Below are 24,657 nucleotides of genomic sequence, written 5' to 3'. Positions count from 1 at the left end.
ACGCATTATAAATTAATTTTTCGGATGATGATGCGAAAAACCACCCTCGGCATAAATATCGTCTATAAACTGATGCAAACGCTCGAGCTGATCTTTTGACAAGTGTTGACCGTATTTCGCAGCCGCATAGGTAAGCGCCGTTATAAGGGCGGACAAAACTAAAGACCAAATCCAAAAATTACCCATGCCCAACATCCATTCTACCAAACCATAAATCCCCACGGTGAGCGTCAAAGCGCCAGCAAAGCCATACGAAAACATAAAAAACGTCCAAATACTCGGTCTTGGCCCCAGCACGCCGCGCATTTCCAAAACCTGCTGATCGTCTTCATTTGGTTCGAGTTTGAGTTGTAATTGTGGCGACCAATATTTGTTTTTTTCTTTTCGTACACGAATTATCGCTTGCAAATCGTTGCAATAGCCGCCCAAATCTGGATTGAATGCCAAATGTTTGCGAATCAATTCTTCGACTACTTTTTTGCTCCTCGTCGAAAAAACTTTGAATCGTGGACGCGATCGTATCGATTTTATATGAACTTTATGATTATTATCTTTCATTTGAATAAATTTACAACAATATGACGGACAATCGAGAGTCAATATACGATAAAATTTATAAAATTGTAAGACAAATTCCTGAAGGAAAAGTCTCTACTTATGGGCGTATTGCCGAAATCGTTGGCGGAAAAACTGGGGCTAGAATGGTGGGATATGCTCTAAATCACGCCCATCTAGATGAAACAATTCCAGCGCATCGGGTAGTGAATCGTAATGGTTTGCTGACTGGCAAAGCACATTTTCACCCACCAGAATTGATGCAACAATTATTAGAAAATGAAGGATTTGTTGTAGAAAATGATAAAATCATGAACTTCGAAGAAAATTTGTGGCCAGAAATTTAAATCGGGATGTAACATTATCACCCGAAGGATTACTAACTTTGTGAACGATATAACGATAAAATGGACTATTTACTAGAAGCAAAGAAAGTTACCAAACGATATGCCGACAAAACTGCATTGAATGCTTTTGACCTGAACATTCCGAGAGGATCTATTTACGGTTTACTTGGGCCGAATGGTGCCGGAAAAACAACTTTTATACGAATCATCAATCAGATTACGGCGCCAGATGAAGGTGAAATTTTGTTGAACGGAAAACCCCTTGGTAAAGATAGTATACAACACGTTGGCTACATGCCCGAAGAACGTGGACTCTACAAAAACATGAAAGTTGGTGAACAGGCCATGTATTTTGCCAAACTCAAAGGGATGACTAACGCCGAAGCCAAAGCAAAAACACAATATTGGTTCGATAAACTGGGAATCTCTTCTTGGTGGAACAAAAAATTGGGCGAACTATCGAAAGGGATGGGACAAAAAGTACAATTTGTGATTACCGTAATTCACGAACCCGATTTGTTGATATTCGACGAACCTTTCAGTGGATTCGACCCTGTAAATGCTCATTTGATTGCCAACGAAATTTTGGAACTGCGCGACAAAGGCACGACCATTATCTTCTCTACCCATCGCATGGAGTCGGTTGAAGAAATGTGTGACCACGTAGCACTAATCAACCTGTCGAATAAAGTTTTAGACGGAACGATTGAAGAAGTGAGAAATTTGTACAAAACAGGAAAATACAAAGTATGGTTGAACCGGGTAGATGCTTCTGTATTCGAAAACTTCAAACAATCGAATGAATTGCATAATATTTCAGAAAATAATGATTTTTACAGCTTCGATATTCAATTAGACAAAACCACGTCACCAAATGATCTGTTGAAACAGTTGACCCAAGTTGGAGAGATTCATCAATTCAATGAAATCATCCCATCGATGAACGATATTTTCTTACAAGCAGTGCATGCTTCTAATCATCCTACATTATGAAACAAATCTTATTAGTTGCCTACCGCGAATTTCTTACGCAAATAAAAAACAAATCTTTTATCATCATGACCATCATGTCGCCTTTGCTCATCATTTTAGCAATTGCAGCGATTGTTTGGTTTAGCGTCATCAACAAACAACATCAAAACATAGCAGTTGTCGATGAGAGTTCGTTGTTTATCACCAGCTTCAAATCGGACGCCAATACCTCTTACTCGTTTTATTCCAAAGACGAGCTCAACAGTATCAAAGACACCTTGAACGGTAGTGAGTATGTGAGCGCTTTGCTGCATATACCGGTTGGAAACGAAACCAATTTGAACGCCATAAAAACCAACACCCAACTCTATACCAACGGAAATTTGGGTATGGACGAACGACTTGCAATAAAAACGGTAATCGACAAGAAAATAGAAGAAATGGAACTCCACAACAGAGGAGTGGATGCTAAAGCGATCGAAAATTCAAAATCGAATATTGCCCTCAAAATTTTCAATGTAAAAGAAGGCAAGGAAGATAACGGCTTGGCTGTAAAAGTAGGTTTGTCGATGTTTTTGTGTTACATCATTTTCATGTTCATCATGATTTATGGCGTGCGGGTGATGCGCTCTGTGGTAGAAGAAAAACAAAACCGAGTAGTAGAAATCATCATCTCTTCGGTAAAACCGTTCGAACTGATGATGGGTAAAATATTGGGTACCACAATGGTTGCCACAACCCAATTCATCATTTGGATTGCCATGACTTTGATTTTGGCGTTGGCTTTTCCGGCGTTGATGGCTTCGAGAATAGAAATGAATCAGGGCAGCTTAGCGGCAAATTCCGACATGGAAAACCTTACCAACAACTCCGATGTTTTGGAGCAAATCAATTCGGTTTCTATGGCTCTGCTCGACTTGAATTATCCATTAATTATCTTTGCTTTTATAGGATTTTTTATTTTAGGATATTTGTTTTACAGCAGTATTTTTGCCGCCATAGGTTCGGCAGTAGACAATGATACCGACACCCAACAATTTACTTTTTTACCTTTGGTTCCAATGATGATAGGCTTGTATGGCAGTATGTCTACGGTGCAAAATCCAGATGGTCCTGTAGCATTTTGGTTATCGATGTTTCCGCTCACCTCGCCTATTTCGATGATGACTCGATTACCCTACGACGTACCATTTTGGCAAATTTTATTATCGCTTAGCATACTCGCGATTAGCACTATTTTGATGATTTGGATTGCAGCGAGAATTTACCGAGTTGGTATTCTGATGTTTGGTAAAAAACCAAGTTTAAAAGAAATGTTGAAATGGATTAATTATAAAAACTAACCCAAACATTCCCGAAGCATTTCGTGATTTTTTTACAAAAAAACAAGTATGATAAACAAGGTATGTAGAATGATGGTCATCAGTACAAGTACCATCTACGGAAGTGGATTTTTAGAATACATTCGAGAAGAAATTCAACAATTCATCCAAACCGACGAAATACTTTTCATTCCCTATGCTCAACCCGGCGGAATAAGCTACGAAGCCTACACCCAAAAGGTACAGGAGGCTGTAAAAGACCTGCAGATAAAGGTTTATGGACTGCACGAATTCGAAGATAAACCAACCGCAATTCGACGCGCTAAATCGATCTTCACTGGCGGTGGCAATACATTTTTGTTACTCAAAACGCTTTACAACCTCGATGTGGTAGACTGTTTGCGAGAAACCATTCTGCAAGGTACACCTTATATTGGGACCAGCGCTGGTAGCAATATTACGGGTAAAACGATAGGCACGACCAACGATATGCCCATTGTGTATCCGCCAAGTTTTGAGGCATTGGGCATCTTACCGTTCAACATCAATCCGCATTTTTTGGTTGCAGATCCAAACTCGACACACAAAGGTGAAACGCGCGAACAACGAATCGAAGAGTTTTTAACGCAAAACGATATTGCTGTTCTCGGATTGAAAGAAGGTAGCTGGCTCGAAGTAGAAAATGGCGATATTATTTTGAAAGGTCATTTGGACGCTTTACTTTTTACCAAACCCTTTCAGCTGCTTAGCATTTTACCTGACAATTCTTTACTTTCATTTCTACAGTAACGCGACAAACGCATTTTGCACAAGTCACATTACCAAAAAAAAATAGACCAACAATTGCATTTGCTATATTTTTGTAATACTAAAAAAGGTGAGCCACAGGCTCACCTTTTGCGTTAACACAATTACGTACAAAAAAAACGATTATTTTTTTACAATTTTTTGTACAATCTCTTTGCGGTCTTTGGTTATTAATTTCAGGATATAAACCCCATTCGAAAGGTTCTGCACATCTATTTGTTTTCCAACAAGTTGCTGACTTCTAACACTTCTTCCAATCGCATCAATCAATTCGTATGCAACGAAATTTTCAGCATTTTCTATGGTTAAAAAATCCTTTGTTGGATTCGGATAAACTTTAGTTTTATTCAAATGAACATCATAAACGCCCATCGTTTTGTTGGTGGTAATTTCTAGATTGAATTTTCCTGCTGTAAAATCGATAATAGAGGTTGCTCCAATATTTATATAATATTTTTTACCCTCTACTGTATTGTACAAAGTTGCCGTTTCTGCCTGAGAAAAAGAATGATCGTTTACATTTGCCACACATAAATTCTCTTGGCAGCTGCCTTCTTTTACTACAATATGCGGATCCCAAAAAGAGGTAGGGGTTACTTTTATGGTAATATCGCCTCCGTTCCCTTCTACCACGTACCACAAACCGTCGTTTGCAACACCAACGCCATCGCATTCTACAGGACCTTCTGAGTTAGAAGCAAAGCTTCCGTCAATATCCTTAGCATAAGGCAAGCCACCAACTACTTCTGCCGTAGAACAATTATCGTTTTCTACCGGCATCGCCGTAGTAAAAGTTGTGATCGGACAATTTTCTGCTTCTCCTACAGCATTTACAGGCGTTATTTGCACATAATGTTTCGTATTCGGTTTCAGTTCGTAAACGAAGAAAAAGTCCAAATAATCTTCATTATCAACACGATTGGCGATGTTCCAGTTTCCTTCTTCATCTCCTACCGAAACCAAATATTTTTCTGCTCCGGCCGCTGCATCATAAACTATTTTTGGTAAAAAAATCTGATTGGTTGCACCATCTGCTGGTAGTACTGCTTTGGTACAACTTGGCACAGAATTCTCTCTTTCTAATCCGTAAATCGTGATATTGGGAAGAATATTGTACAATATTCCCGTTCCTAAATTTGCAGGATCGATAACACTAGAATCAGACAACTCTCTACGATACAATGACGAATTGCTCGACGCCATCGTTCCTATAAAAGCGCTTGAAAAACTGCCATATCCAGTTTTTTTCTCGTGCACGGTAACCACCAAATTATCTACACCATTGTAAGCAAACTCTTGGTCGAAAACAATTTTCACTTTGTTGTCACTTCCCAAAACCAAGTTACCAGAATACACTTTGGTCAACTCAGAATAAGGCGACCAATCGGTTGTCGAAAGGAATTCGTCGTCTTTTTTGTGTGACAAATAGACATCGACCAGATCAGAATTATTCAGATTGCTACCTGCTTTCATGGTGTATTCTATCGCATTTATATTTCCGGCAGTACCTATAGCAGTAGCTTTGTAGATCGATTGCGAATAGGTATAATTATAGAAAACAGAAATGGGAAGATTGGAAGAATAAGTGTCATTTCCGATGTGGATTTGCCCCATTGCAAGGGAACTCAATAAAAAGGCGAGGGAGTAAAGATGTTTTTTCATGTTTTATTCAATTTTTTATCAAAAAGCAAAAGTATAATAAAAATAACGCATAAAAGAACGATTCTAGAATACATATCGCCTTAAATAAGTATTGATAGAAGAATTTTCTACAAATAAATCATTTTATACAATTGATTTTTAACAATTTGCACTTCTTTTTTATGGTTTAATAAAAAAATTACTGCTAACAAGTGAATTGAAATCTATGAACAAAAGTTGGTAAAAAAATAATTACACAGCAAGATTCATTATAACTAAATAATTCGCTACATAAATTTAAAAAAAAATCCAGCGCAAAAGCACTGAATTTATTTTGATTAATTCCTTTTCAATCGGTATTGTTCGATGCCATCATTTAGCCATTTCAGGTAGACATCAATATCATATTCGGCTTCCATCGGTTTGGAATAACGCGTAAGATTTTCATCTACCAAAATATAATATGGTTGAGCGTTCGCCTTGAAGTGTTCTATTTCGAAGGCTGTCCATTTGTTCCCGATTGTGCGTAGATTTCTTCCCAAAGCTTCTGAAAATACTTTTTCAGACTCGGGCAATTCTTTTCGTTCATCGACATATAGAGAAGCGACAACTACATCTTCGGTCAAAATTTTTTTCACTCGCGGATCTATCCAAACCCTATCTTCTACTTTTCTACAGTTTGCACAAGCATGACCTGTAAAATCTATCAGAATCGGTTTGTTTACTTTCTGAGCATATTCTTTAGCGAAATCGAAATCTTTGAAAACCGGAATTCCGTGTGGTCCGCTCATCAAATGAGGATCGTCGAATCGTGTGGTATTTTCCGAAGTCGTACTCATGCTGCCGCCTAAACCATTTGGCGATTCGGCGTATTGCAACGGAGGTAGGAGTCCGCTCAACAATTTTATTGGAGCTCCCCAAAGTCCTGGAAGGAGATAAAAAACAAAAGAAAAGGTGAGTACTGCAAACATCAAACGCGTAGTGCCAATTCGCTGATCTGAACTGTCTAAAGTTAATTTGAACATTCCTAATAAATACAATCCAAGCAATACAAAAATTCCGACCCAAATAGCGATGAACAATTCACGCTCGAGCCAATGTAATTGCCATACTAAATCGGCGTTTGACAAAAATTTGAATGCCAATGCTAATTCTAAAAATCCTAAAGAAACCTTGATGGTATTGAGCCATCCTCCAGATTTTGGCAAAGCATTGAGGGCACTCGGGAACATGGCAAATAAGGTAAACGGTATTGCCAATGCTAAAGAGAATCCAAGCATCCCCATAATGAGAGCAAAATAATTGGATTCTTGTGTAGCTTGCACCAAGAGCGTCCCGATGATTGGACCGGTACAAGAAAACGAAACCAAAGCCAAGGTAAACGCCATGAAAAAAATCCCGATCATGCCGCCTTTGTCTGCTCCTTTGTCTGCAAAATTGATCCACTTGCTAGGCAAAGTCAATTCGAAAGCGCCAAAAAATGACAGGGCAAAAACAATGAATACCGCAAAAAATGCTAAATTCACCCACGGGTTGGTCGACATTTCATTAAGGGCAGAAGCTCCGAAAATTTTCGTTGCCACAAGTCCCAGCAATACATAAATGAAGATGATCGAAAGCCCGTAAATGATTGCTTTTCCGATTCCTTCGCCTCTAGTTTTGCTCTGTTTTGTAAACAAACTCACCGTAAGCGGAATCATTGGGAATATACACGGCATGAGCAAAGCAGCTAATCCGCCCAAAAATCCAAGGATGAATATCCGCCACAAACCATTTTTATTTTTCTCAGCATCAGAAAGATACGACTCATCAACTGCTATTTTTTTCGCAGCAGTAGCAACGGTGTCTTGTGCAATGAGGCTATCGTTCGAATTTTCGGCTTGTTGAAGATTCACCGAATCTATTTCTTGTAACGCAACAAGCTCTTTGGCTTCTTCTTTTACCGTTTCGGCTTGTTCTTCAACAACTTCTTTCAGCTCAGAAATCAATTTTACCTGACTAGAATATTCATCTGGAGGCAAGCATTTTTCGGCATCACACATCTGAAACTCCACTAAATAAGTCGCTTCAGTTGGCTGATTTCCAAGTACTTTTACCCGTTGAACAAATTGTACGTTGTTTTCGTAATATTTTTCATCTTGCTCAAAAACTGTACTGTATTTGTCAATCAACTTTCCTATTTCTTTTGGTTTTCCAACCAATTGGATTCCTTTGTGGGGCGTTACCGTAAAACTCGCTGGAATACCAATTCCGCCGTCGGGATGCTTCATCGAATAAAGGTGCCAACCTTTATCGATTTTACCAGAAACGGTGATGTCGAATTCTTTCGGACTTACCTCTTTTACGCTAGTAGTCCATTTCACAGGCGTGAAGAACTGCGCATTCAATGTAAAGGGTAGTAATAAAAAGAGCCAGATGTATTTTAACATAATTTGATATTTAAAAAATTGTTGGTGTTTTCACTTATTTTGAAACGATTATCGATTCTATAGGTCGCAACCCACAATACTTTGCCTTCTGCATCTACCAAGATTTTTACCTTTTCTTTATCGAATTTAGAGACTTTTTCATCCTTCAAAAATTTACTTATTTTTTTCTTCCTCGTCATTCCCAACGGGTAAAAAGTATCTCCTGGTATAATTTCTCTAAGCGTCAAAGGAGATTGTATGAGATCGGCATCCAAAGTTTCATCCCAATATAAGGGATGATTTTTAGATTTTTGAAAAACAAAATTCGCACAATAATAAGGATTTTCACTAACATGAAAGGTTAATTCTTTCCAAAAATCTTGTTTTTTTGGAGCTAATAACAAAAAATCTCGATCTCTTAATAGCCTAAATTTTGAGTTGCTGAGCTCGGCTCCTGTTGAGGCATCGAACAATTTTTCTATTGCCTTTGCTTCGAAATCGTATTCTTTGAAAAGATAATGCAGATAGGCTTTTCGAGGTTGCAAAGCCTTTAATTGGGCGATGTTTATTTTTATAACCTCATCATTTCCAGTGTTAAACAATTGTATTTTTACGCTTTCTATCTGTTGTAAAATCAGCTGATAATCGTCTTGAAGATGCCTGACGGATTTTTGAAAGTTGGATAGAAAAGTCGGATGTAATTCGTCTAGTTTCGGACTGATTTCGTGCCGAATGTAATTTCGCAAATAATCGTTGGTCAGATTGGTTTCATCTTCGCGCCACTCGACGTCCAATGCCTGTGCCAACTGCTCGATTTGATCACGTGATAAAGTCAGAAAAGGCCGAAAAATAGCATGTTGATAAGTCTGCATAACCCCCAATCCTTTGATCCCCGAACCACGAGAAAGATTGATGAAAAACGTTTCCAACTGATCGTTGAGATGATGAGCCGTTACCAAAACCTCGAGCTGTTCTCGCTGCAGTAATTCTTCAAACCAATTGTAACGCAAATTTCGACAAGCCATTTCTACAGAATAATTTCCGATTTGTTGGTAAGCTTGCACATCGAAGCGATTGGTAAACAATTCGATATGATTTCGATTACAGATTTTTTTCACCAAATCTTCATCGGCGTCTGACGCTTCGCCCCGTAATTGAAAATTGGCATGCGCCACCTTAAAATCTAATCGAAGATTCAGAAATACATCCAACAACAACATGCTATCGACGCCACCGCTCACGGCAAGCAAAAACCGTTTGTGTTGCAACTGATGCTTGGAGAGAAGTTGTTGAAGATGAATGTTGAGTTGCTGTTTTTCCATCTAAGCAAAATTAGGAAATAAAATTGGCTAATGGAATGTTTAAAATTTTGCAAACGCGCTGAAATTCATCCGAAGGAGAAGAACTAATGCTTACAGATTGTTTTGTTTCGGGATGAGTGAACCGTAAACCCCTTGCCCACAACATCATTTGATGCAGGTCGAATTGCTCTGCCCACAATTTATTTTGTTTGTTGCATCCGTGTGGTCTACTGCCGATAATCGGATGATAAATATGACGAAAATGTTTGCGCAACTGATGCATTCTACCCGTCTGTGGCAAAGCTTTTACGAGCGAATAACGCGAGGTTGGATGTTGCCCAAACGGCAAATCGATCTCGGCACGATATAAGGTTTCGTAATAGGTTTGTGCTTCTTGCAAGACACCATTATCGTTGGTCAAAGGGTAATCGATAAGTTCTCGATCGATGGTATACCCTCTCACGATGGCAAAATACTCTTTTTCTACCTCACGTGTGTTGAATAGCGTATTCATCTCGGTTAACATTTTGGTATCGAGTGCAAACAATAAGACACCCGAAGTTTTTCTGTCTAATCGATGAATTGGGTAAACATGTTGACCAATTTGGTTTCGCAGTTCTTGCACCGCAAATTGCTTCACGTCGCGTGCATAGTATGAACGATGAACCAATAATCCTGCTGGTTTGTTGATGGCAATTAGGCGTTGGTCTCGGTATAGAATTTCTAACATCGAACAAAAATAAAAAGAAGCTCGATAGTTTAAAAATTTATCGATAATCCTGTATTGATTCCTACAATTGTTTGATCTTTTGATGGTACATTACTCACCGCATTGAATAGATGATGCACAGAAGGTTCGAGGTTGAGTGAAATTCGTTCATTCACCTTATACCCCAATTTCATACTTGCATTTCCACTAAAACTGATGGGATTCAAATTGTTGGCTTCGCCAACATCCACAACCTCGTTCTCTGCTATTCTAGCCGAAATCTGATTCGTTGCTAAAATCATCGCACTCGTCCCTCCGACCAAACCAAGTTCTAAGCGCTTTGTATTGAGCAATTTATACTCAACCTCTACTGGTAGTTCGAGATAACCGATTTGTTGAATCAGTTGATTTTGCAAATTGGTTCTATTCGAAACACTCTGAAACTGCTGATCTACCACGCCTTTGGAAGATAAAACCCTCACATTGTTTTTGTAACGGATGTTGGAATTGTAAGTCTCTGATTTTGAATTTATCATCGCATTTCGAGCACCCACGCTTTCTATTTGTATATTTTGGGTTTGTTGTCGAAAATCTAATTTTGCAATACCCGTACGAAGCGCCAATTTATCATTCAATTGATAACTGACTTTTGCACCATAGCCCACAACCAACTGATTTTGAATTTGTTGCGAGCGAGCATCGTCAAACAACAACGATTGGTTTTGATTGGCTATTTTATTGGCCAAAGTATAACCCATCACCTTCCATTGGGCAGTGGACGATTTTGGTTTGGCTTTAGATAAATTCATTTCGTGATGCTGAATAGCTTGGTAAATATCATCTTCGTTTTTTGCATTTTCTGCTACTGGTTGTAAATCTATCAAGTTTTGTTCACGTGTTATTTGATAGACAAACGTACAGCAAGTTAATTGATTTTCAGTTAAATAATTATTTTCAACTTTTGAATACAGATGATCGTATTCATCATGAAAATAGATCGGATTGAAAGAATATTTACTCGAATTTTGAGTTGAATTTTCAAAATTTTCTCTGATTTCATTTTTCGCCTCAATCGCTTCTATTTCGGTTAAATTATCTTCAATCTTGGTATTTCCCGATTGTTTTACGATTTTCGAGTTGGTATAATGTTTTTCTTTTTCGGTATGATGAATTGGATTCCTATCGAAATAAAAATAGATTCCGACCAGCAACAGGCTCGCCGCCGTCGACCCATAAACCCAAAGCGGAATCGCTCTGTTTTTTTTCTTTTTAGGATGCAAAGCTTCTTCTATCGTAGCCCAAGAATCTGCAGGTGGTTCTTGCGGTTGCGTCAGTTGTTGTTTGAACAAATCATCTATTTTCTTCATTCTTCTTTTTATTAAAATCTTCTACTTTTTGTACTAAAATTTGCCGTGCTCGTGCCAAATTTGATTTCGATGTATTGACCGAAATTCCAAGCATTTGCGCAATTTCTTGATGCTTCAGTTCTTCGAAAACATACAGGTTAAAAACTTTGCGGTATTGGGGTGGAAGTTGTCTTACGATATCGAGCAATTCTTGGTAAGAAATCGTGTAGGCTTCTTCATCAATCCATTCTTCTCCAGCAATGGTATTATCATTCAATTCATCGTGTATGGCTTCGGTTTTTCTCAACTTTTCGAGGCAAGTATTGACCATGATGCGTTTTGCCCAACCTTCAAAAGAACCTTGAAATTTATATTGATCTATTTTCTGAAAAATGGTAATGAATCCTTCTTGAAAATAATCTTTTGCATCATCATCGTTCGCGGCATAACGCTTACAAATAGAGAAAAGCACATGAGAATATAATTGATATAATTCTCGCTGTGCTTGATCCTCATTTCGCTGACATTTTAGTATAATATGGTCGATAGAAAGCTTCAAAGTTTGTCAAACAATTAACGTGTTGATGATGGTGAATCTTAGCCTCTATAAAAATAAGAGATAAATTCACAATCCGTCTTGATAAGAACAAAACTTCAGTTTATTCTACTCGAATTTCTTTGCGCACAAAAGTTGGAGTTCCGCCTGGTGTTTTTCCCGAGTAAAACTTGAAGACATATTTACCCGTTCTCGACGGCGAAAACACCAAAGTTCTGTTTTCTGCTTTTACAGTATTGTCAGATATCCCTTCTTTCTTTGCCACCACTACGGCAACTTCTTGTACACTGTCTTGAGTACGATCTGTTCGAATATCCTGAAAATTGTAAAAACTATAATTAGAAGCTGGTAAGGTATAAAAGACCTTAAACGGAATCTTGGTTCTTATACTATACACGCTATCTACTTGTATGCTGTCTGTTGCCAAATATTCTAATGTGGTGTTTGGCCCTTCGAACTCGTCATCCAAACAACTTGTAAACAATAATCCCAACGATAATAATCCTCCTACAACTAAATTTCTCATGTGTCTAAAATTTTAATTCTTATACTTATAAGATGAATCAAATGCAGAAAGGTTGCGTCTCATGATTGTTTTTTTTCAAAATTTAGATTGTTTTTTATATTGATATAAATTATAAAATCTCTTAACCAACATATTACATCTTATTTTTTTGTATAAAATTTCTGTTCTTACATTTTTCGATTCTGTAAAATTGATAAAACCGATCGAATGGAATTCAATCTAACAGAAGTTTTTTTTGGGCTAATGCTCAATCGACAAAGATTAATTGAATGGCAACAAACAAAATCGATTTTAGAATTAGACTTCATTCAAAAATATAGATATTTGCAGTATGAATCCTAAAATCATTCAGTTTCTGAATCAACATTTTTCCAATACGGCAATCGAAACCCTTCAATTGCTATCGGGTGGCGGATCGGCGAGGAAATATTACCGATTTTGGTCAGCAAATCAATCCTATATTTTGGCAGAAAGTGATAATTTAGAAGAAAATCGAGTTTTCATTGATTTTACCGAGCGTTTGAATACAGTTGGCACAAATTATCCCAAAGTTTTGATTTGCAACGAAGATCAGAGTCTTTATGTGCAAACAGATTTGGGCGATACCAGCTTGATGGATGTGCTATCTCGGGATTCGAATCAAGCAAAAACCTATTATTTCGAAATTGTATCGAGGCTGGCAGAAGCTCAGCTCAAAGGTCGAACTGCGATCGATTTTCATCAAACATTTTCGTACCCAAAATTAGATAAAACACTGATTTTAAGAGATTTATTTCAATTCAAGTTTTATTTCTTGAATCTTTTAGAAATCAATTACAATCAAGGCAAAATGATTGCCGATTTTGATTCGTTTGCTGTCCAATTCGATCAGCTTTCGCCAAGCGGATTTGTTTTTCGAGATTTTCAGTCGCGAAATATCATGATTAAGGATCAAAAGCCTTATTTTATCGATTATCAAGGAGGATTATTCGGTCCAATTTTCTATGATTTGGTTTCGCTGATTTGGCAAGCAAAAGCAAATTTGGATCAAAATTTCAAAGAAGAATTATACCATTATTACTTGGATCAGGTGATGAAATGCGATACCACCGTAAAAGCCGAAGATGCTGAACGCTCTTATCAATATTGCGTTGTTGCTCGATTGTTACAGGTTTTGGGAGCCTACGGTTTGCGAGGTTTGATCGAACGAAAACCACATTTTGTAGAGAGTATTGCGTATGGATTAGAAAATCTAAAATCCATAACTTCCTATTCGATTTTAGATGATTACAACGAATTGAAACACATTATCAATCTGTTGATTGCCCCAAGGACATTAGAACATATAAATCATAAAATCAATGGCTAAACTGAACATAAACGTGCGAAGTTTTTCATACAAAAAGGGAGGTATCCCGACCGATCATTCTGGCAATGGCGGAGGCTTTGTATTCGACTGTCGCGGCATTTTGAATCCGGGTAGAATTGCCGAATACAAGACGCAAACTGGTCGAGATGTAGACGTTATCAATTATCTAGAAACCGAAACTAAAATGTTGACCTTTTTGGAAGGAGTTTTTCAAGTCATCGATATTTCGATTGAAGATTATTTGATTCGAGATTTCGAAAATTTAGAGATCAATTTTGGTTGTACAGGCGGGCAACACCGATCGGTTTACGCTGCTGATGCCACTGCAAAACACATTGCAACAAAATTCCCTGAAGCGAATATTACCGTAGAACATGTGGTTCAGGAAGCCAAAAACTGGATCAATCAACCCTATTAAATACAATTTTGCGCCATGAAAGCTATGTTATTTGCTGCTGGTCTAGGCACTCGTTTGCAGCCCTTTACCTTGAAACATCCCAAAGCATTGGCTTTGGTAAACCAGAAAACATTGTTGCAACGCAATATTGAATATTTGAAAAACGCTGGTGTTACCGAAATTATCATCAATACCCATCATTTTGCCGATCAGATTGAAGATTTTTTAGATAAAAATAAAAATTTCGGTATCAACATTCAACTTGTATATGAACCCGAAGTTTTGGAAACTGGCGGAGGATTGCTGAATGTAAGACAATATTTCGATGACGATTTTTTGGTCATGAATGTCGATATCCTCACCGATTTTCCGTTGAGCAAACTCATTGCCTTTCATCAAACTCATCATCCATTGGTAAGTTTGGCAGTAAGCGAACGACAATCATCGAGAAAATTGTTGTTTACCAACGACATGCGTTTACAAGGTTGGCGTAATCTGAAAACGGAAGAAGAAATCATCGCAAATACTGAACTCCGCTTGTATGAATACGCTTTTAGTGGCATTCACGTCATCAATCCAAAACTTTTTGATTTGATGGAAAAAGAAGGGAAATTCTCGATCATGCAAGTTTATATGCAGCTGATGAAAAACGAGCAAATTTTGGGTTACAACCATAGTGACTATCAGCTGATAGATGTCGGCCGACCCGAAAGTGTCTTGGAGGCCGAAAAATATTTTAAGTAAAAAAAAATCCTCTGAGAAAACTTAGAGGATTTGTTTTTTTATATCTGTTGAAAATGGAAGTTTTCACCTAAATAAACACGACGAACATCTGGGTCGTTCGCTAAATCTTCTGGCGAACCTTCTTTCAAGATTTTACCTTCGAACATGATGTAGGTTTTATCGGTAATGGCTAAGGTCTGCGAAACATTGTGGTCGGTGATCAAGATTCCAATATTTTTATCTTTCAGCGAGCGAACGATTTTCTGAATGTCTTCTACCGCAATCGGATCCACACCAGCAAAAGGCTCGTCTAACAAGATAAATTTGGGCTCGGTCGCCAAACAACGAGCAATTTCTGTTCTTCGGCGTTCACCTCCAGACAACAAATCGCCTCGATTGGTACGAACGTGTTCCAAACTAAATTCCTCGATCAAAGCGTCGGTGCGCATTTGCTGTTCCTTTTTAGAATATTTGGTAAACTGCAACACCGACTTGATGTTGTCTTCTACCGAGAGTTTTCGAAAAACTGATGCTTCTTGCGCCAAATATCCAATTCCTTTTTGGGCACGTTTGTACATGGGATCTTCGGTAATATCATGCTTGTCCAAAAAAACTTTTCCTGCCGTTGCTTTTACCAAACCCACAATCATATAAAACGAGGTCGTCTTCCCTGCTCCATTTGGGCCGAGTAAACCAATGATTCCTCCTTGTTCTACTTGGAACGAAACGTTTTTTACCACATGTTTTTTACCGTAATCTTTGACAAGATTTTGTCCTTTTAATATCATGCCCTTGGGTTGTTTTTATTGAATAGAATTGATGATATCGTGCTTGGTAATGATGTGAAATTTTCCGTTTGCCAACTCCACCAAAACCGCCTGATTATCATTGGTTATTAATTTCGAAACCTCCTCTATCGATGTATTTTCTTGTACAATTGGATAAGGTTTACCCATCAAATCTTTTATCGGTTTTTCGGCTATGTTACGATCAGATAAATAGGCTTGAAATAGTGCCGACTCGTCTAAACTGCCTACAAATCCTTCGGCATCTCTTACCGGAATTTGAGAAATTTTGTATTGTCGCATTCGATCCAAAGCATGGGCAACCAACTCTTCTGTGCGTGCAACAACCAAAGGCGTATCGACATGATTTTGAATAAGATTGATCGCTTGTGAAAAGGTTTGGTCTAAATATCCTCGATCTCGCATCCAATCGTCGTTGAAAATTTTGCCCACATACCGTGAACCCGAGTCGTGGAACAAGACCACCACCACGTCGTCTGGACCAAATTGGTCTTTCAATTGCAACAATCCCTTAATGGCAGCACCTGAAGACATTCCTACAAAAATTCCTTCTTCCAAAGCCAATCTTCTAGTGTAGATTGCGGCATCTTTGTCGGTAACTTTGGTAAATCCATCGATCAAATCGAAGTCAACATTTTGAGGTAAAATATCTTCCCCAATGCCTTCGGTAACGTAAGAATAAACTTCGTTTTCGTCGAAAATCCCAGTTTCTTTGTATTTCTTGAAAACAGAACCGTAGGTGTCGACACCCCAAATTTTAACCTTCGGGTTTTGTTCTTTCAAATATTTAGCCACACCAGAAATGGTTCCGCCCGTTCCTACTCCTACTACAAAATGCGTTACTTTCCCTTCGGTTTGTTGCCAAATTTCTGGCCCGGTTTGTTCGTAATTTGCTTGTGTATTCGAAGGATTATCGTACTGATTGACATACCAACCTCCAGGCGTTTCTTCGGCCAATCTTTTCGAAACCGAATAGTAAGAACGCGGATCGTCTGGCTCTACATCTGTAGGGCAAACAATGACTTCTGCTCCCACTGCCCGTAAGATATCCATTTTTTCTTTCGATTGTTTATCAGTGATGACACAGATGAGTTTATAACCTTTTACAATTGCAGCCAAGGCGAGTCCCATACCAGTATTGCCCGACGTTCCTTCGATGATGGTGCCGCCGGGTTGCAATCGTCCATCTCGCTCGGCGTCTTCAACCATTTTCAAAGCCATTCTGTCTTTACAAGAGTGTCCTGGATTGAAATATTCTACTTTTGCCAAGACGGTACAAGGTAAGTCTTTGGTCAGGTGATTGATTTTCACCAGTGGGGTATTCCCAATGGTTTCTAATATGTTGTTTGCGTATTTCATCTATTTAAAATTTATTGCTTTTGATGGCGAAATCTTGGCAATGAGATATGTTGGCAAAAGTAACACAATTGCACAAATTATAATCGCTCCTAAATTTAACAATATGATATATTTAACATCTAAGTAGACAGGTGCATAGGATAAATAATAATTTTCTGATGGAAGTTTGATGAGTTTGAAATATTTCTGAATAAGAAGAAATCCTAAACTGATGAAATTCCCGGCGATAAGCCCCGGAATCATTATCAAAATTGCATAATTTACAAACAACTTACGAATTCGCCAGTTTGTTGCGCCGAAAGCCTTCAACAATCCGATCGAAGGAGTACGGTCTAAAATCAAAATCAACAGCACCATGATCATATTGATGACCACCACGAACAACATGATGATCACAATGACCACAATATTTTTATCGAAGATATTGATCCAATCATTGATTTGTGCAAAAGATTGCGAAGCCGACTCTGCATAGAGATTATAGCCGATTTCATCATTTATTTTATCGGCTACGGCGTCTATTTTTTCGATATCCTTTACAAAAACTTCAAACGATCCTACTGTGAGAATATCCCATTCATTGAGTCGTTGCACGTGCTTGATGTCGCCGATTAAATAAACATCATCAAAATTTTTGATGTCGGTTCTATACAATCCCACAACATCAAATCTGCGGTAAATTGGTTTGGATTCATCTTTTACAAAATACATCACAAAAGAGCTGTCGACATCCAATTTGAGTTCGTTGGCAATTTTTTCTGAGATCACAACCTCATTCGAAAATTCGTTCGATTTCAAAGCCGGAATCCTTCCTTTTATCAAAAAATCTTCGAATCGATTTGCATCAAAATCAGTTCCAACTCCTTTATAAACCACGCCACTAAAAGTTTCTGCAGTTCTTATCACGCCACTACGCATGGCAACAGCTTGTATGTGCTCAACCTCTGGAACAGTGGTAAAGTTTGGGTAAAAAGCCTGTTTTATGGATAGAGAATCTGAATTGAGCGAAATGTTGCTGTTGTAATTTTTGATGGTCACATGTCCGTTGAAATCGGCCAGTTTGCTTTTAATCGCTTTGCGAGCTCCAACACCAGTAGAGATAGAAATCATTGAAACGATGATGCCCAAAGCTACTGCCACCCGACCTACCGTGATGATCGTCTTCGCCAGATTATTCTTATTATTGCGATCTTTTGCTATTTTTTGTGCAAACCACCAAGTAAAATTCAATTTGTTTTCTATTTTTACAATGAAACTATGAACGAGATGACCAAATCAGCTTATGCTATTCTAAAAGAAAATAACAACATGCTCAAAATTTTTGTCAAATATACATCAATTGCACTATTAATTGGAAGTTGTGCATCGATTAATGCACAAGAAACAACAAGAAAACCGAAATCTACGGTCGAAAAACAAACGATAAAAGAACGTATCTTACCAGCTGCAGAAAATTTTGATTTGTATTTGCCAAAACTCATCGGTAAAAAAATTGGCGTGGTGACCAACCAAACAGGTATTTTGCGACTGAATAATGAAACCATCCATTTGGTCGATTTTTTATTGAAAAATGAGGTAAACGTCATCAAAATATTCTCACCCGAACATGGCTTTCGGGGAGATGCAGACGCCGGGGTAAAAGTCAACTCGTCTAAAGATGCCAAAACTGGCTTGCCTATTGTTTCGCTCTACGGCAACAACAGAAAACCAACTTCAAGTCAGCTAACAGATATCGACATTTTATTATTTGATATGCAAGATGTTGGCGTTAGATTTTACACCTATATTTCTACGTTGCATTATGTAATGCAAGCGGCAGCCGAATCGAATAAAAAAGTCATCGTTTTGGATCGTCCGAATCCGAATGGTCACTACGTAGATGGTCCGGTGATGAAGCCTGAATTTACCTCTTTTGTAGGAATGCATCCGGTGCCAATTGTCTATGGCATGACGATAGGTGAATATGCGCAAATGATCGATGGCGAGGGCTGGTTAGATGTAAAAAACAAACTCGACCTCGAGGTCATTCCGATTGCCCATTATACCCATCGGTCAAAATACAGTTTGCCCGTAAAACCTTCTCCCAACTTACCGAACGATAAATCCATCAACCTTTATCCGTCGGTTTGCCTGTTCGAAGGAACTCTAGTAAACGAAGGACGCGGAACCGATATGCAGTTTCAGGTTTATGGGTCTCCCCACCTGAAAAACATGCCGTTTCAGTATACGCCCGTTTCAAAACCTGGCGCTTCTGAACCAAAATTCAAAAATCAACGCTGTTATGGAGAAGATTTACGAGATACACCCGATTTGGATTATATCAACCTAGATTGGCTGATCAAAGCCTATCAGAACAATACCAAACAACCTTTTTGGACCAAGAATGGCAAACACTTTTGGATCGATCAACTCGCTGGTACAGACGAATTGCGTAAACAAATCGAAGAAGGTTGGACTGCCGAGCAGATAAAGGCGACTTGGCAAAAAGATTTAGAAAAATTCAAAACCATTCGAGCCAAATATTTGATTTATCGGGATTAGAAAAAAAAACAACACTACAAAATTCATCAAAAACGTCACTTTCTTAGCTGTTCTCTTTAGAAAATCTTAAATTCGCAATATTATAGTAAAAATTGTTTAAAAATGAGAAAATTCTTAATTACGACATTCCTCATGATGTTGGTTGTACCCTTTGCTAAGGTAAAAGCAGATGAAGGAATGTGGTTTTTGATGCACATCGAAAGACTCAACGGTCGCGATATGCAAAAACTGGGATTGCAATTGACTCCCGAAGAAATTTACAGCATCAACAACAACAGCTTGAAAGATGCAATCGTGCAATTTGGAGGCGGTTGTACCGCAGAGATCATCTCGGATCAAGGTTTAGTCTTGACCAATCATCACTGTGGATATGGAAATATTGCACAATTATCGTCCCCAGAACACGACTATCTAACCAATGGTTTTTGGGCTAAAAACAAAAGCGAAGAGTTGAAACCAGACAATCTAAAAGTGCGCTTCTTTGTTCGTATGGATGACGTAACCAATCGAATTCTGAGCAAAGTAAACGCATCGATGTCTGAAGCCGATCGCGAAAAAGTGATCAACCAAGAAATTGCCAAAATCGAACAAGAAAATAGCGAAGGTGGCAAATACATCGTTTCGGTGAGATCTTTCTTCCAAGGAAACGAATATTATTATTTTGTTTACCAAGATTACGAAGACGTGCGTTTGGTAGGTACGCCACCAAATGCCATAGGTAAATATGGTGGTGACACCGACAACTGGGAGTGGCCGCGTCATACAGGAGATTTTTCAATCTTCCGTGTTTATACCGATAAAGACGGAAATCCTGCGCCGTATTCTAAAGACAACATCCCAATGAAACCAAAATACTATTTACCCATTTCTTTGAATGGTTTCGACAAAGGAGATTTTGCTATGATATTGGGATATCCAGGGCGAACCAACCGCTGGATGCCTGCACAAGGCGTTGCACAAAACGTAGATTATGCATACCCAGCATGGGTAGAAGCGTCTAAGGTGGGCATGGATCAGATGAAAAAATACATGGACCAAAAACAAGAAGTAAAAATCAATTATGCTTCTAAATACGCTGGTGTAGCCAATTATTGGAAAAATCGTCAAGGAATGATTGATGCGTTGAAGTTGCACGGTACAGTAGCCGCAAAATCTAAAACAGAACGAAAATTTGATAAATGGGCTAATAAAAAAGCAAACAAAGCAACCTATGGTAACGTTATCACCTTGTTGAATGATTATTATAAAAAAACAAATCTCACAGCTCGCCACGATAACTATCTCACGGGTATGATGCGCTCTAGTGCTTTTGCCATGGCACCCTACCGAATCGGGAGTGCGTTGGAAAACTATGCAAACGCTAATGAGGCAAAACGCAGTGAATTACGACCTCAAATTCAACAATTGTTGAATGCCGTTTACGACAAAGCCTATATGCCTTTGGAACAAGATGTTCTGATTGCTCAGCTTAATTTGTATAGCGCCAAAGCGAAAGATGCTGGGCTGGCACCTTATGTAGCAAAGCTTGCTAGCCAGAATAATAACGATTTCACCGCTTGGGTAAAAGATGCTTTCAGTAGAAGTTTCTTTGCAGATAAAAAACAAGTAGAGAACTTCTTGAATAGCCCAGATATTGATTTATTGAAAAATGATCCGTTGTATCAGTTATCGTCTTCTTTGGTCGATCGTTACAACAACAATTCGGACGAAGCTAAAAAATTACAAGATCAATACAATAAAAACTTCCGTCTGTTGGTGCAAGGTTTACGCGAATCTGGCATTGCAGCCATTCGATACCCAGATGCAAACAGCACCTTGCGTTTGACTTACGGTACCATTCAATCGTTACCGAAAAGTACAAACCCAAACCGTCAACCAGATGCTGCTTCTAACTTCTACACCACTATGGATGGTTTGGTAGCTAAACATAAAGCAGGTGATGAAGAGTTCGAAAACCCACAACACTTGTTGGATTTGGCAGCGAAAAAAGACTATGGACGTTATGCAGACAAAGCTGGTTTTATGCCAATCAACTTCTTAACGAATAATGATATTACAGGTGGTAACTCGGGTTCGCCTGTGATCAACGGTAAAGGTGAATTGATCGGAATTGCATTCGATGGAAATATCGAAGCAATGGCTGGTGATGTAATCTTTGACCCTAAATTACAACGTACCATTGCGGTAGATATCCGTTATGTATTGTGGGTGGTTGATAAATTTGCTGGAGCAACCAATATCATCGACGAGTTGACCATAGTTGAATAAAACTATATTTTCAAATCACAACCCAACACAATAAGCTGTCTCAAAACTGAGGCGGCTTTTTTTTTAATGCCTACACTCCCCTTATCGCATCAAAAAAACTATTATCCAAGTTTATTATAATGAGGTTCTGAATTGGAAAATCACAGCGTTAAAAGTTTTCCCGATGATTACACTTCATCAATCGTTTTCTGTGATCGAAGGCAGCTCAACACTGAACGTTGTGCCTTTATTTGGTTCGGATTGTACCGAGATTTCGCCTTGGTGTAGCCTGATAATTTTTTGGGTAAGAGAAAGTCCAATGCCGTTGCCCTCTGCAAATGCTTTGTTCTCGCCCCGATAAAAAGGCGTAAAAATATTTTGTTGATCTTCTGGCGAAATCCCTGTTCCCTTGTCTTGAAAACGGAGCATAATGAACGATGGCGATTTAACGATTTTGGCATCTGATTGGATAATTTCGGCTGAGTTGAATGCAATGGAAACCTTATAACTATTATCCTCAGAAAACTTGCAACCGTTTTCGAACAGCTTGGTAAACGCTACTTTCAAGAGGTATTCATTGCCGTTTACCGAGATTTGATTGTCGTCTTCAAAATCATTTTCGAAGTGTATATCTACTTTATAATCCGGATTTGCCTTTTGTACCAGCAATCGTGCATCCAACAATACTTCGTCTATTCGGGTTGGTTTAAAAGCAATTTCGGTAGGGTCGTAACTCGCTTTAACCAAATCCAACAAACTATTCGAAAGGCAGACTAATTTTCGGGCATCGTTCAGTGCGTATTGGATGGCAGATTTATATTCTTCTGCTTTTTTCTTTGTCTGCCGAAAGTTCTAACTCGGTAATAATGGCGGCAAGCGGCGTGCACAATTCGTATGATATGTTAGAAACAAAATTTTTCTATCCTCAAAAGAATTATCTAATCGGTTTAGCTTTTTCGTTGAATGTATTGACCAACTGCGAGAGCTCGTCTTTGTTGCCATTGCTCGGCAATCGCAAATCTAGATTTGTAGCCGAAATTATCCTCGCTTTTTCGGTCATCTCTTTCACAGATTCGAATGCTTTTCTAAAAAAGAAACGACCTGCAACATAAATAACCAAAATAAAGATAACGAAAATTACTACAATGGTTTTGAACAAGATATCCAATTTACCTCAAGCATACTAGTCTTTGGCTGTGGCGGTAACGATGTAATTTTTGTCTTGAAATTCGTCACGCAAGCCGATAACCTGCCAATCTTCCTGATAAAAATTAATTTCACCCTTTTTGTTGGTGTCGTCTGTGATTTGCTTGGTTTCCTTTACAAAATCAATCTCCACGGCATCATGATACAACAGATTAAATGCAGTGTCATAAATCGCGACCTCAACTTCATTTAAAATTTTTCGGTTATTTAGGTAAATGTCCTGCAAAATTTACTTATCCACACTTGCATTCAAATATAAGTTGATTTTTGTGATTGCTACTTTTTTCAGAAGGGTATAAAATTCTTTTTCTCGATTTTCTTTTGCGGTATAATAGATCACCGCTGCAAACACCAATAAAATAGTTGCGGTAATCAGTGTGAATAATATCGTAAGGCGAGTTCTTGTTTTCACTTTGTTAGTTTTGAATGATAAATGATAAGTGATAAGTTATTTGAGTTTGTTTTTTGAGGTTATAATGGCGCTTCGAAGCATTTTAAATATTTCGTTTGCATCGAATAAACTGTACTAAAATCAGCTTCAGCAATATAATTCGCTTTATAAAGAAGCTCTACCCCATACAAGGTTTCATCACATTCTTTCTGAGCGATAGCAAGCTTATGAATAAAGTCCATATTACTCTCTGCATTTTGAGCCTCACGAATATTAGCACCAACCGAAGTGCTACTTCGAAAAAAATTGTTTACTTAATACAAACTCTTTTTTCTCATCGCATAAGTATTTGTATAAATCAATCGCTCGCAAAGCAAACAAAAATGATTTTTCCTTTAATATTGATTACCTTTCACTCATAACGTAAAACTTCTAACTCATAACTCATCAAAATAAACCCCATTCCCGATTTGGTATGAATAAGTTTTTTATCGAAATTCTTATCGATTTTTTTTGCGTAAATAATTGAGATAAACGTCAATAAAATTGGTACTGGTATCAAAACGTGTGTCCCAAACCTCTTCGGCGATTTCTGCTCTCGACAAGACCCTTTCGGGGATTTGCATCATGTGTTCCAACAGATTAAATTCTTTTGGCGTAAGCTTTATTTCTATTCCGTTGCGCTTTACAATTGTGGTGTTCAAATTCATTTCAAGATCGGTAAATCGCAAGATAAAACTGGCGTTGTTCGCTGCCCGATTATTACGTTTGAGCAAAACACAATTACGTGCCAAAAGCTCGCGCATTTCGAAAGGTTTCACCAAATAATCCTCTGCTCCGGCCTCAAAACCTTCTACTTTATCATCTGTAGTGCCAAGCGCCGTGAGCATGATAATCGGCGATTCTGGCTTGTACTTTCTGATGTGTATGCACAAATCCAATCCGTCTATTTTTGGTAAAATAATATCCGTAATGATCAGATCGTAATGATTTTGCAGCGCCAATTTCATACCCGAAAGCCCGTCGTACGCTTGCGTGATGGCAAAGCCTTGCTTTTCCAAACCTCTCTGTATGAGCTCAGCAACCCTTTGGTCGTCTTCTATGCGTAAAATTTCCATCTTGGTAAGGTTACAATTTTAATCTCTTTAC

General features: G+C 38.3%; 25 protein-coding genes and 1 pseudogene. 9 read left to right on the top strand and 17 right to left on the bottom strand.

Features of this window, described 5'->3' with window-relative positions; all coding sequences use genetic code 11:
• Positions 1-12: 12 nt before the first annotated feature.
• Complete coding sequence (locus tag BN8061_RS08325) at positions 13-558, bottom strand: hypothetical protein (protein WP_068598339.1); 546 nt, start codon at positions 556-558, stop codon at positions 13-15.
• Positions 559-578: 20 nt separating this feature from the next.
• Here BN8061_RS08325 and BN8061_RS08320 point away from each other — a divergent pair, with 20 nt between their 5' ends.
• Genes BN8061_RS08320 through pepE form a run of 4 tightly spaced genes read left to right on the top strand, consistent with a single transcriptional unit; the run spans position 579 to position 3,985 of the window.
• Positions 579-902, top strand: a complete 324-nt coding sequence (locus tag BN8061_RS08320; RefSeq protein WP_068598337.1) for an MGMT family protein — start codon at positions 579-581, stop codon at positions 900-902.
• Between the two features lie 60 nt (positions 903-962).
• On the top strand, positions 963-1,895 hold the full coding sequence (locus tag BN8061_RS08315) for an ABC transporter ATP-binding protein (protein ID WP_068598335.1): 933 nt from the start codon (positions 963-965) through the stop codon (positions 1,893-1,895).
• The gene (locus tag BN8061_RS08310) at positions 1,892-3,217 is read left to right on the top strand and encodes an ABC transporter permease (RefSeq protein ID WP_068598334.1); all 1,326 of its coding nucleotides are present in this window, start codon (positions 1,892-1,894) and stop codon (positions 3,215-3,217) included. The genes BN8061_RS08315 and BN8061_RS08310 overlap by 4 nt, the downstream gene beginning before the upstream one ends.
• Positions 3,218-3,265: 48 nt before the next feature.
• Complete coding sequence (gene pepE, locus BN8061_RS08305) at positions 3,266-3,985, top strand: dipeptidase PepE (protein WP_068598332.1); 720 nt, start codon at positions 3,266-3,268, stop codon at positions 3,983-3,985.
• A 141-nt stretch (positions 3,986-4,126) separates the two neighbouring features.
• Here the strand turns inward: pepE and BN8061_RS08300 are convergent, their stop codons facing one another.
• The 7 genes from BN8061_RS08300 to BN8061_RS08270 all read right to left on the bottom strand — a co-directional run bounded on the left by BN8061_RS08300 (position 4,127) and on the right by BN8061_RS08270 (position 12,490).
• The gene (locus tag BN8061_RS08300) at positions 4,127-5,665 is read right to left on the bottom strand and encodes a T9SS type A sorting domain-containing protein (protein WP_068598330.1); all 1,539 of its coding nucleotides are present in this window, start codon (positions 5,663-5,665) and stop codon (positions 4,127-4,129) included.
• A 317-nt stretch (positions 5,666-5,982) separates the two neighbouring features.
• The gene (locus BN8061_RS08295) at positions 5,983-8,073 is read right to left on the bottom strand and encodes a protein-disulfide reductase DsbD family protein (RefSeq protein WP_068598328.1); all 2,091 of its coding nucleotides are present in this window, start codon (positions 8,071-8,073) and stop codon (positions 5,983-5,985) included.
• Complete coding sequence (gene tilS, locus BN8061_RS08290; protein WP_068598326.1) at positions 8,067-9,374, bottom strand: tRNA lysidine(34) synthetase TilS; 1,308 nt, start codon at positions 9,372-9,374, stop codon at positions 8,067-8,069. The genes BN8061_RS08295 and tilS overlap by 7 nt, the downstream gene beginning before the upstream one ends.
• A gap of 10 nt (positions 9,375-9,384) precedes the next feature.
• Complete coding sequence (locus tag BN8061_RS08285) at positions 9,385-10,083, bottom strand: pseudouridine synthase (RefSeq protein ID WP_068598325.1); 699 nt, start codon at positions 10,081-10,083, stop codon at positions 9,385-9,387.
• A 29-nt stretch (positions 10,084-10,112) separates the two neighbouring features.
• Positions 10,113-11,429: a hypothetical protein gene (locus tag BN8061_RS08280; protein WP_068598323.1), complete on the bottom strand. Its 1,317-nt coding sequence runs from the start codon at positions 11,427-11,429 to the stop codon at positions 10,113-10,115.
• Positions 11,413-11,967, bottom strand: coding sequence for an RNA polymerase sigma factor (locus tag BN8061_RS08275; protein WP_068598321.1), 555 nt, complete (start codon positions 11,965-11,967; stop codon positions 11,413-11,415). Before BN8061_RS08275 ends, BN8061_RS08280 begins: the two co-directional genes overlap by 17 nt.
• A gap of 100 nt (positions 11,968-12,067) precedes the next feature.
• The gene (locus BN8061_RS08270; protein WP_068598319.1) at positions 12,068-12,490 is read right to left on the bottom strand and encodes a hypothetical protein; all 423 of its coding nucleotides are present in this window, start codon (positions 12,488-12,490) and stop codon (positions 12,068-12,070) included.
• A 331-nt stretch (positions 12,491-12,821) separates the two neighbouring features.
• Here BN8061_RS08270 and BN8061_RS08265 point away from each other — a divergent pair, with 331 nt between their 5' ends.
• The 3 genes from BN8061_RS08265 to BN8061_RS08255 are packed head-to-tail and all read left to right on the top strand — an operon-like array spanning position 12,822 to position 14,979.
• Positions 12,822-13,838, top strand: a complete 1,017-nt coding sequence (locus BN8061_RS08265; protein ID WP_068598317.1) for an aminoglycoside phosphotransferase family protein — start codon at positions 12,822-12,824, stop codon at positions 13,836-13,838.
• Entirely contained in the window at positions 13,831-14,256 is a 426-nt protein-coding gene (locus BN8061_RS08260; RefSeq protein WP_068598315.1) for a RapZ C-terminal domain-containing protein, read from the top strand. The genes BN8061_RS08265 and BN8061_RS08260 overlap by 8 nt, the downstream gene beginning before the upstream one ends.
• Before the next feature lie 15 nt (positions 14,257-14,271).
• On the top strand, positions 14,272-14,979 hold the full coding sequence (locus tag BN8061_RS08255) for a nucleotidyltransferase family protein (protein ID WP_068598313.1): 708 nt from the start codon (positions 14,272-14,274) through the stop codon (positions 14,977-14,979).
• Positions 14,980-15,017: 38 nt separating this feature from the next.
• On the opposite strand, the gene lptB is transcribed toward BN8061_RS08255, so the two are convergent.
• Genes lptB through BN8061_RS08240 form a run of 3 tightly spaced genes read right to left on the bottom strand, consistent with a single transcriptional unit; the run spans position 15,018 to position 18,353 of the window.
• Positions 15,018-15,746, bottom strand: coding sequence for an LPS export ABC transporter ATP-binding protein (lptB, locus tag BN8061_RS08250; protein WP_068598312.1), 729 nt, complete (start codon positions 15,744-15,746; stop codon positions 15,018-15,020).
• A gap of 15 nt (positions 15,747-15,761) precedes the next feature.
• Positions 15,762-17,123 (bottom strand): pyridoxal-phosphate dependent enzyme, encoded by a 1,362-nt coding sequence (locus BN8061_RS08245; protein ID WP_068598311.1) that lies wholly within the window; start codon positions 17,121-17,123, stop codon positions 15,762-15,764.
• The gene (locus BN8061_RS08240; protein ID WP_068598308.1) at positions 17,124-18,353 is read right to left on the bottom strand and encodes an ABC transporter permease; all 1,230 of its coding nucleotides are present in this window, start codon (positions 18,351-18,353) and stop codon (positions 17,124-17,126) included.
• Positions 18,354-18,389: 36 nt separating this feature from the next.
• On the opposite strand from BN8061_RS08240, the gene BN8061_RS08235 reads away from it, so the two are divergent.
• Positions 18,390-19,664, top strand: a complete 1,275-nt coding sequence (locus tag BN8061_RS08235; protein WP_235802716.1) for an exo-beta-N-acetylmuramidase NamZ family protein — start codon at positions 18,390-18,392, stop codon at positions 19,662-19,664.
• A 102-nt stretch (positions 19,665-19,766) separates the two neighbouring features.
• On the top strand, positions 19,767-21,932 hold the full coding sequence (locus BN8061_RS08230) for a S46 family peptidase (protein ID WP_068598306.1): 2,166 nt from the start codon (positions 19,767-19,769) through the stop codon (positions 21,930-21,932).
• A 177-nt stretch (positions 21,933-22,109) separates the two neighbouring features.
• Here BN8061_RS08230 and BN8061_RS12205 read toward each other — a convergent pair whose 3' ends face one another.
• The 6 genes and pseudogenes from BN8061_RS12205 to BN8061_RS08215 form a co-directional block, all read right to left on the bottom strand.
• Positions 22,110-22,667, bottom strand: coding sequence for a sensor histidine kinase (locus tag BN8061_RS12205; RefSeq protein WP_235802715.1), 558 nt, complete (start codon positions 22,665-22,667; stop codon positions 22,110-22,112).
• A 178-nt stretch (positions 22,668-22,845) separates the two neighbouring features.
• Entirely contained in the window at positions 22,846-23,070 is a 225-nt protein-coding gene (locus tag BN8061_RS12200) for a HAMP domain-containing protein (RefSeq protein ID WP_235802714.1), read from the bottom strand.
• A 24-nt stretch (positions 23,071-23,094) separates the two neighbouring features.
• Positions 23,095-23,343, bottom strand: a complete 249-nt coding sequence (locus BN8061_RS12195; protein ID WP_235802713.1) for a hypothetical protein — start codon at positions 23,341-23,343, stop codon at positions 23,095-23,097.
• 3 nt (positions 23,344-23,346) lie between these two features.
• The gene (locus BN8061_RS12190) at positions 23,347-23,529 is read right to left on the bottom strand and encodes a hypothetical protein (RefSeq protein ID WP_235802712.1); all 183 of its coding nucleotides are present in this window, start codon (positions 23,527-23,529) and stop codon (positions 23,347-23,349) included.
• A gap of 59 nt (positions 23,530-23,588) precedes the next feature.
• Entirely contained in the window at positions 23,589-23,780 is a 192-nt protein-coding gene (locus BN8061_RS12375; protein WP_317039022.1) for a four helix bundle protein, read from the bottom strand.
• Between the two features lie 140 nt (positions 23,781-23,920).
• Positions 23,921-24,626: pseudogene (locus BN8061_RS08215) on the bottom strand (response regulator transcription factor).
• Positions 24,627-24,657 lie beyond the last annotated feature (31 nt).

The organism is Vaginella massiliensis (assembly GCF_900089075.1).
Taxonomy (GTDB): Bacteria; Bacteroidota; Bacteroidia; order Flavobacteriales; family Weeksellaceae; genus Weeksella; species Weeksella massiliensis_A.
Note: the sequence above shows the minus strand (reverse complement) of the source record. Positions and strands in the feature narration are given on the sequence as shown.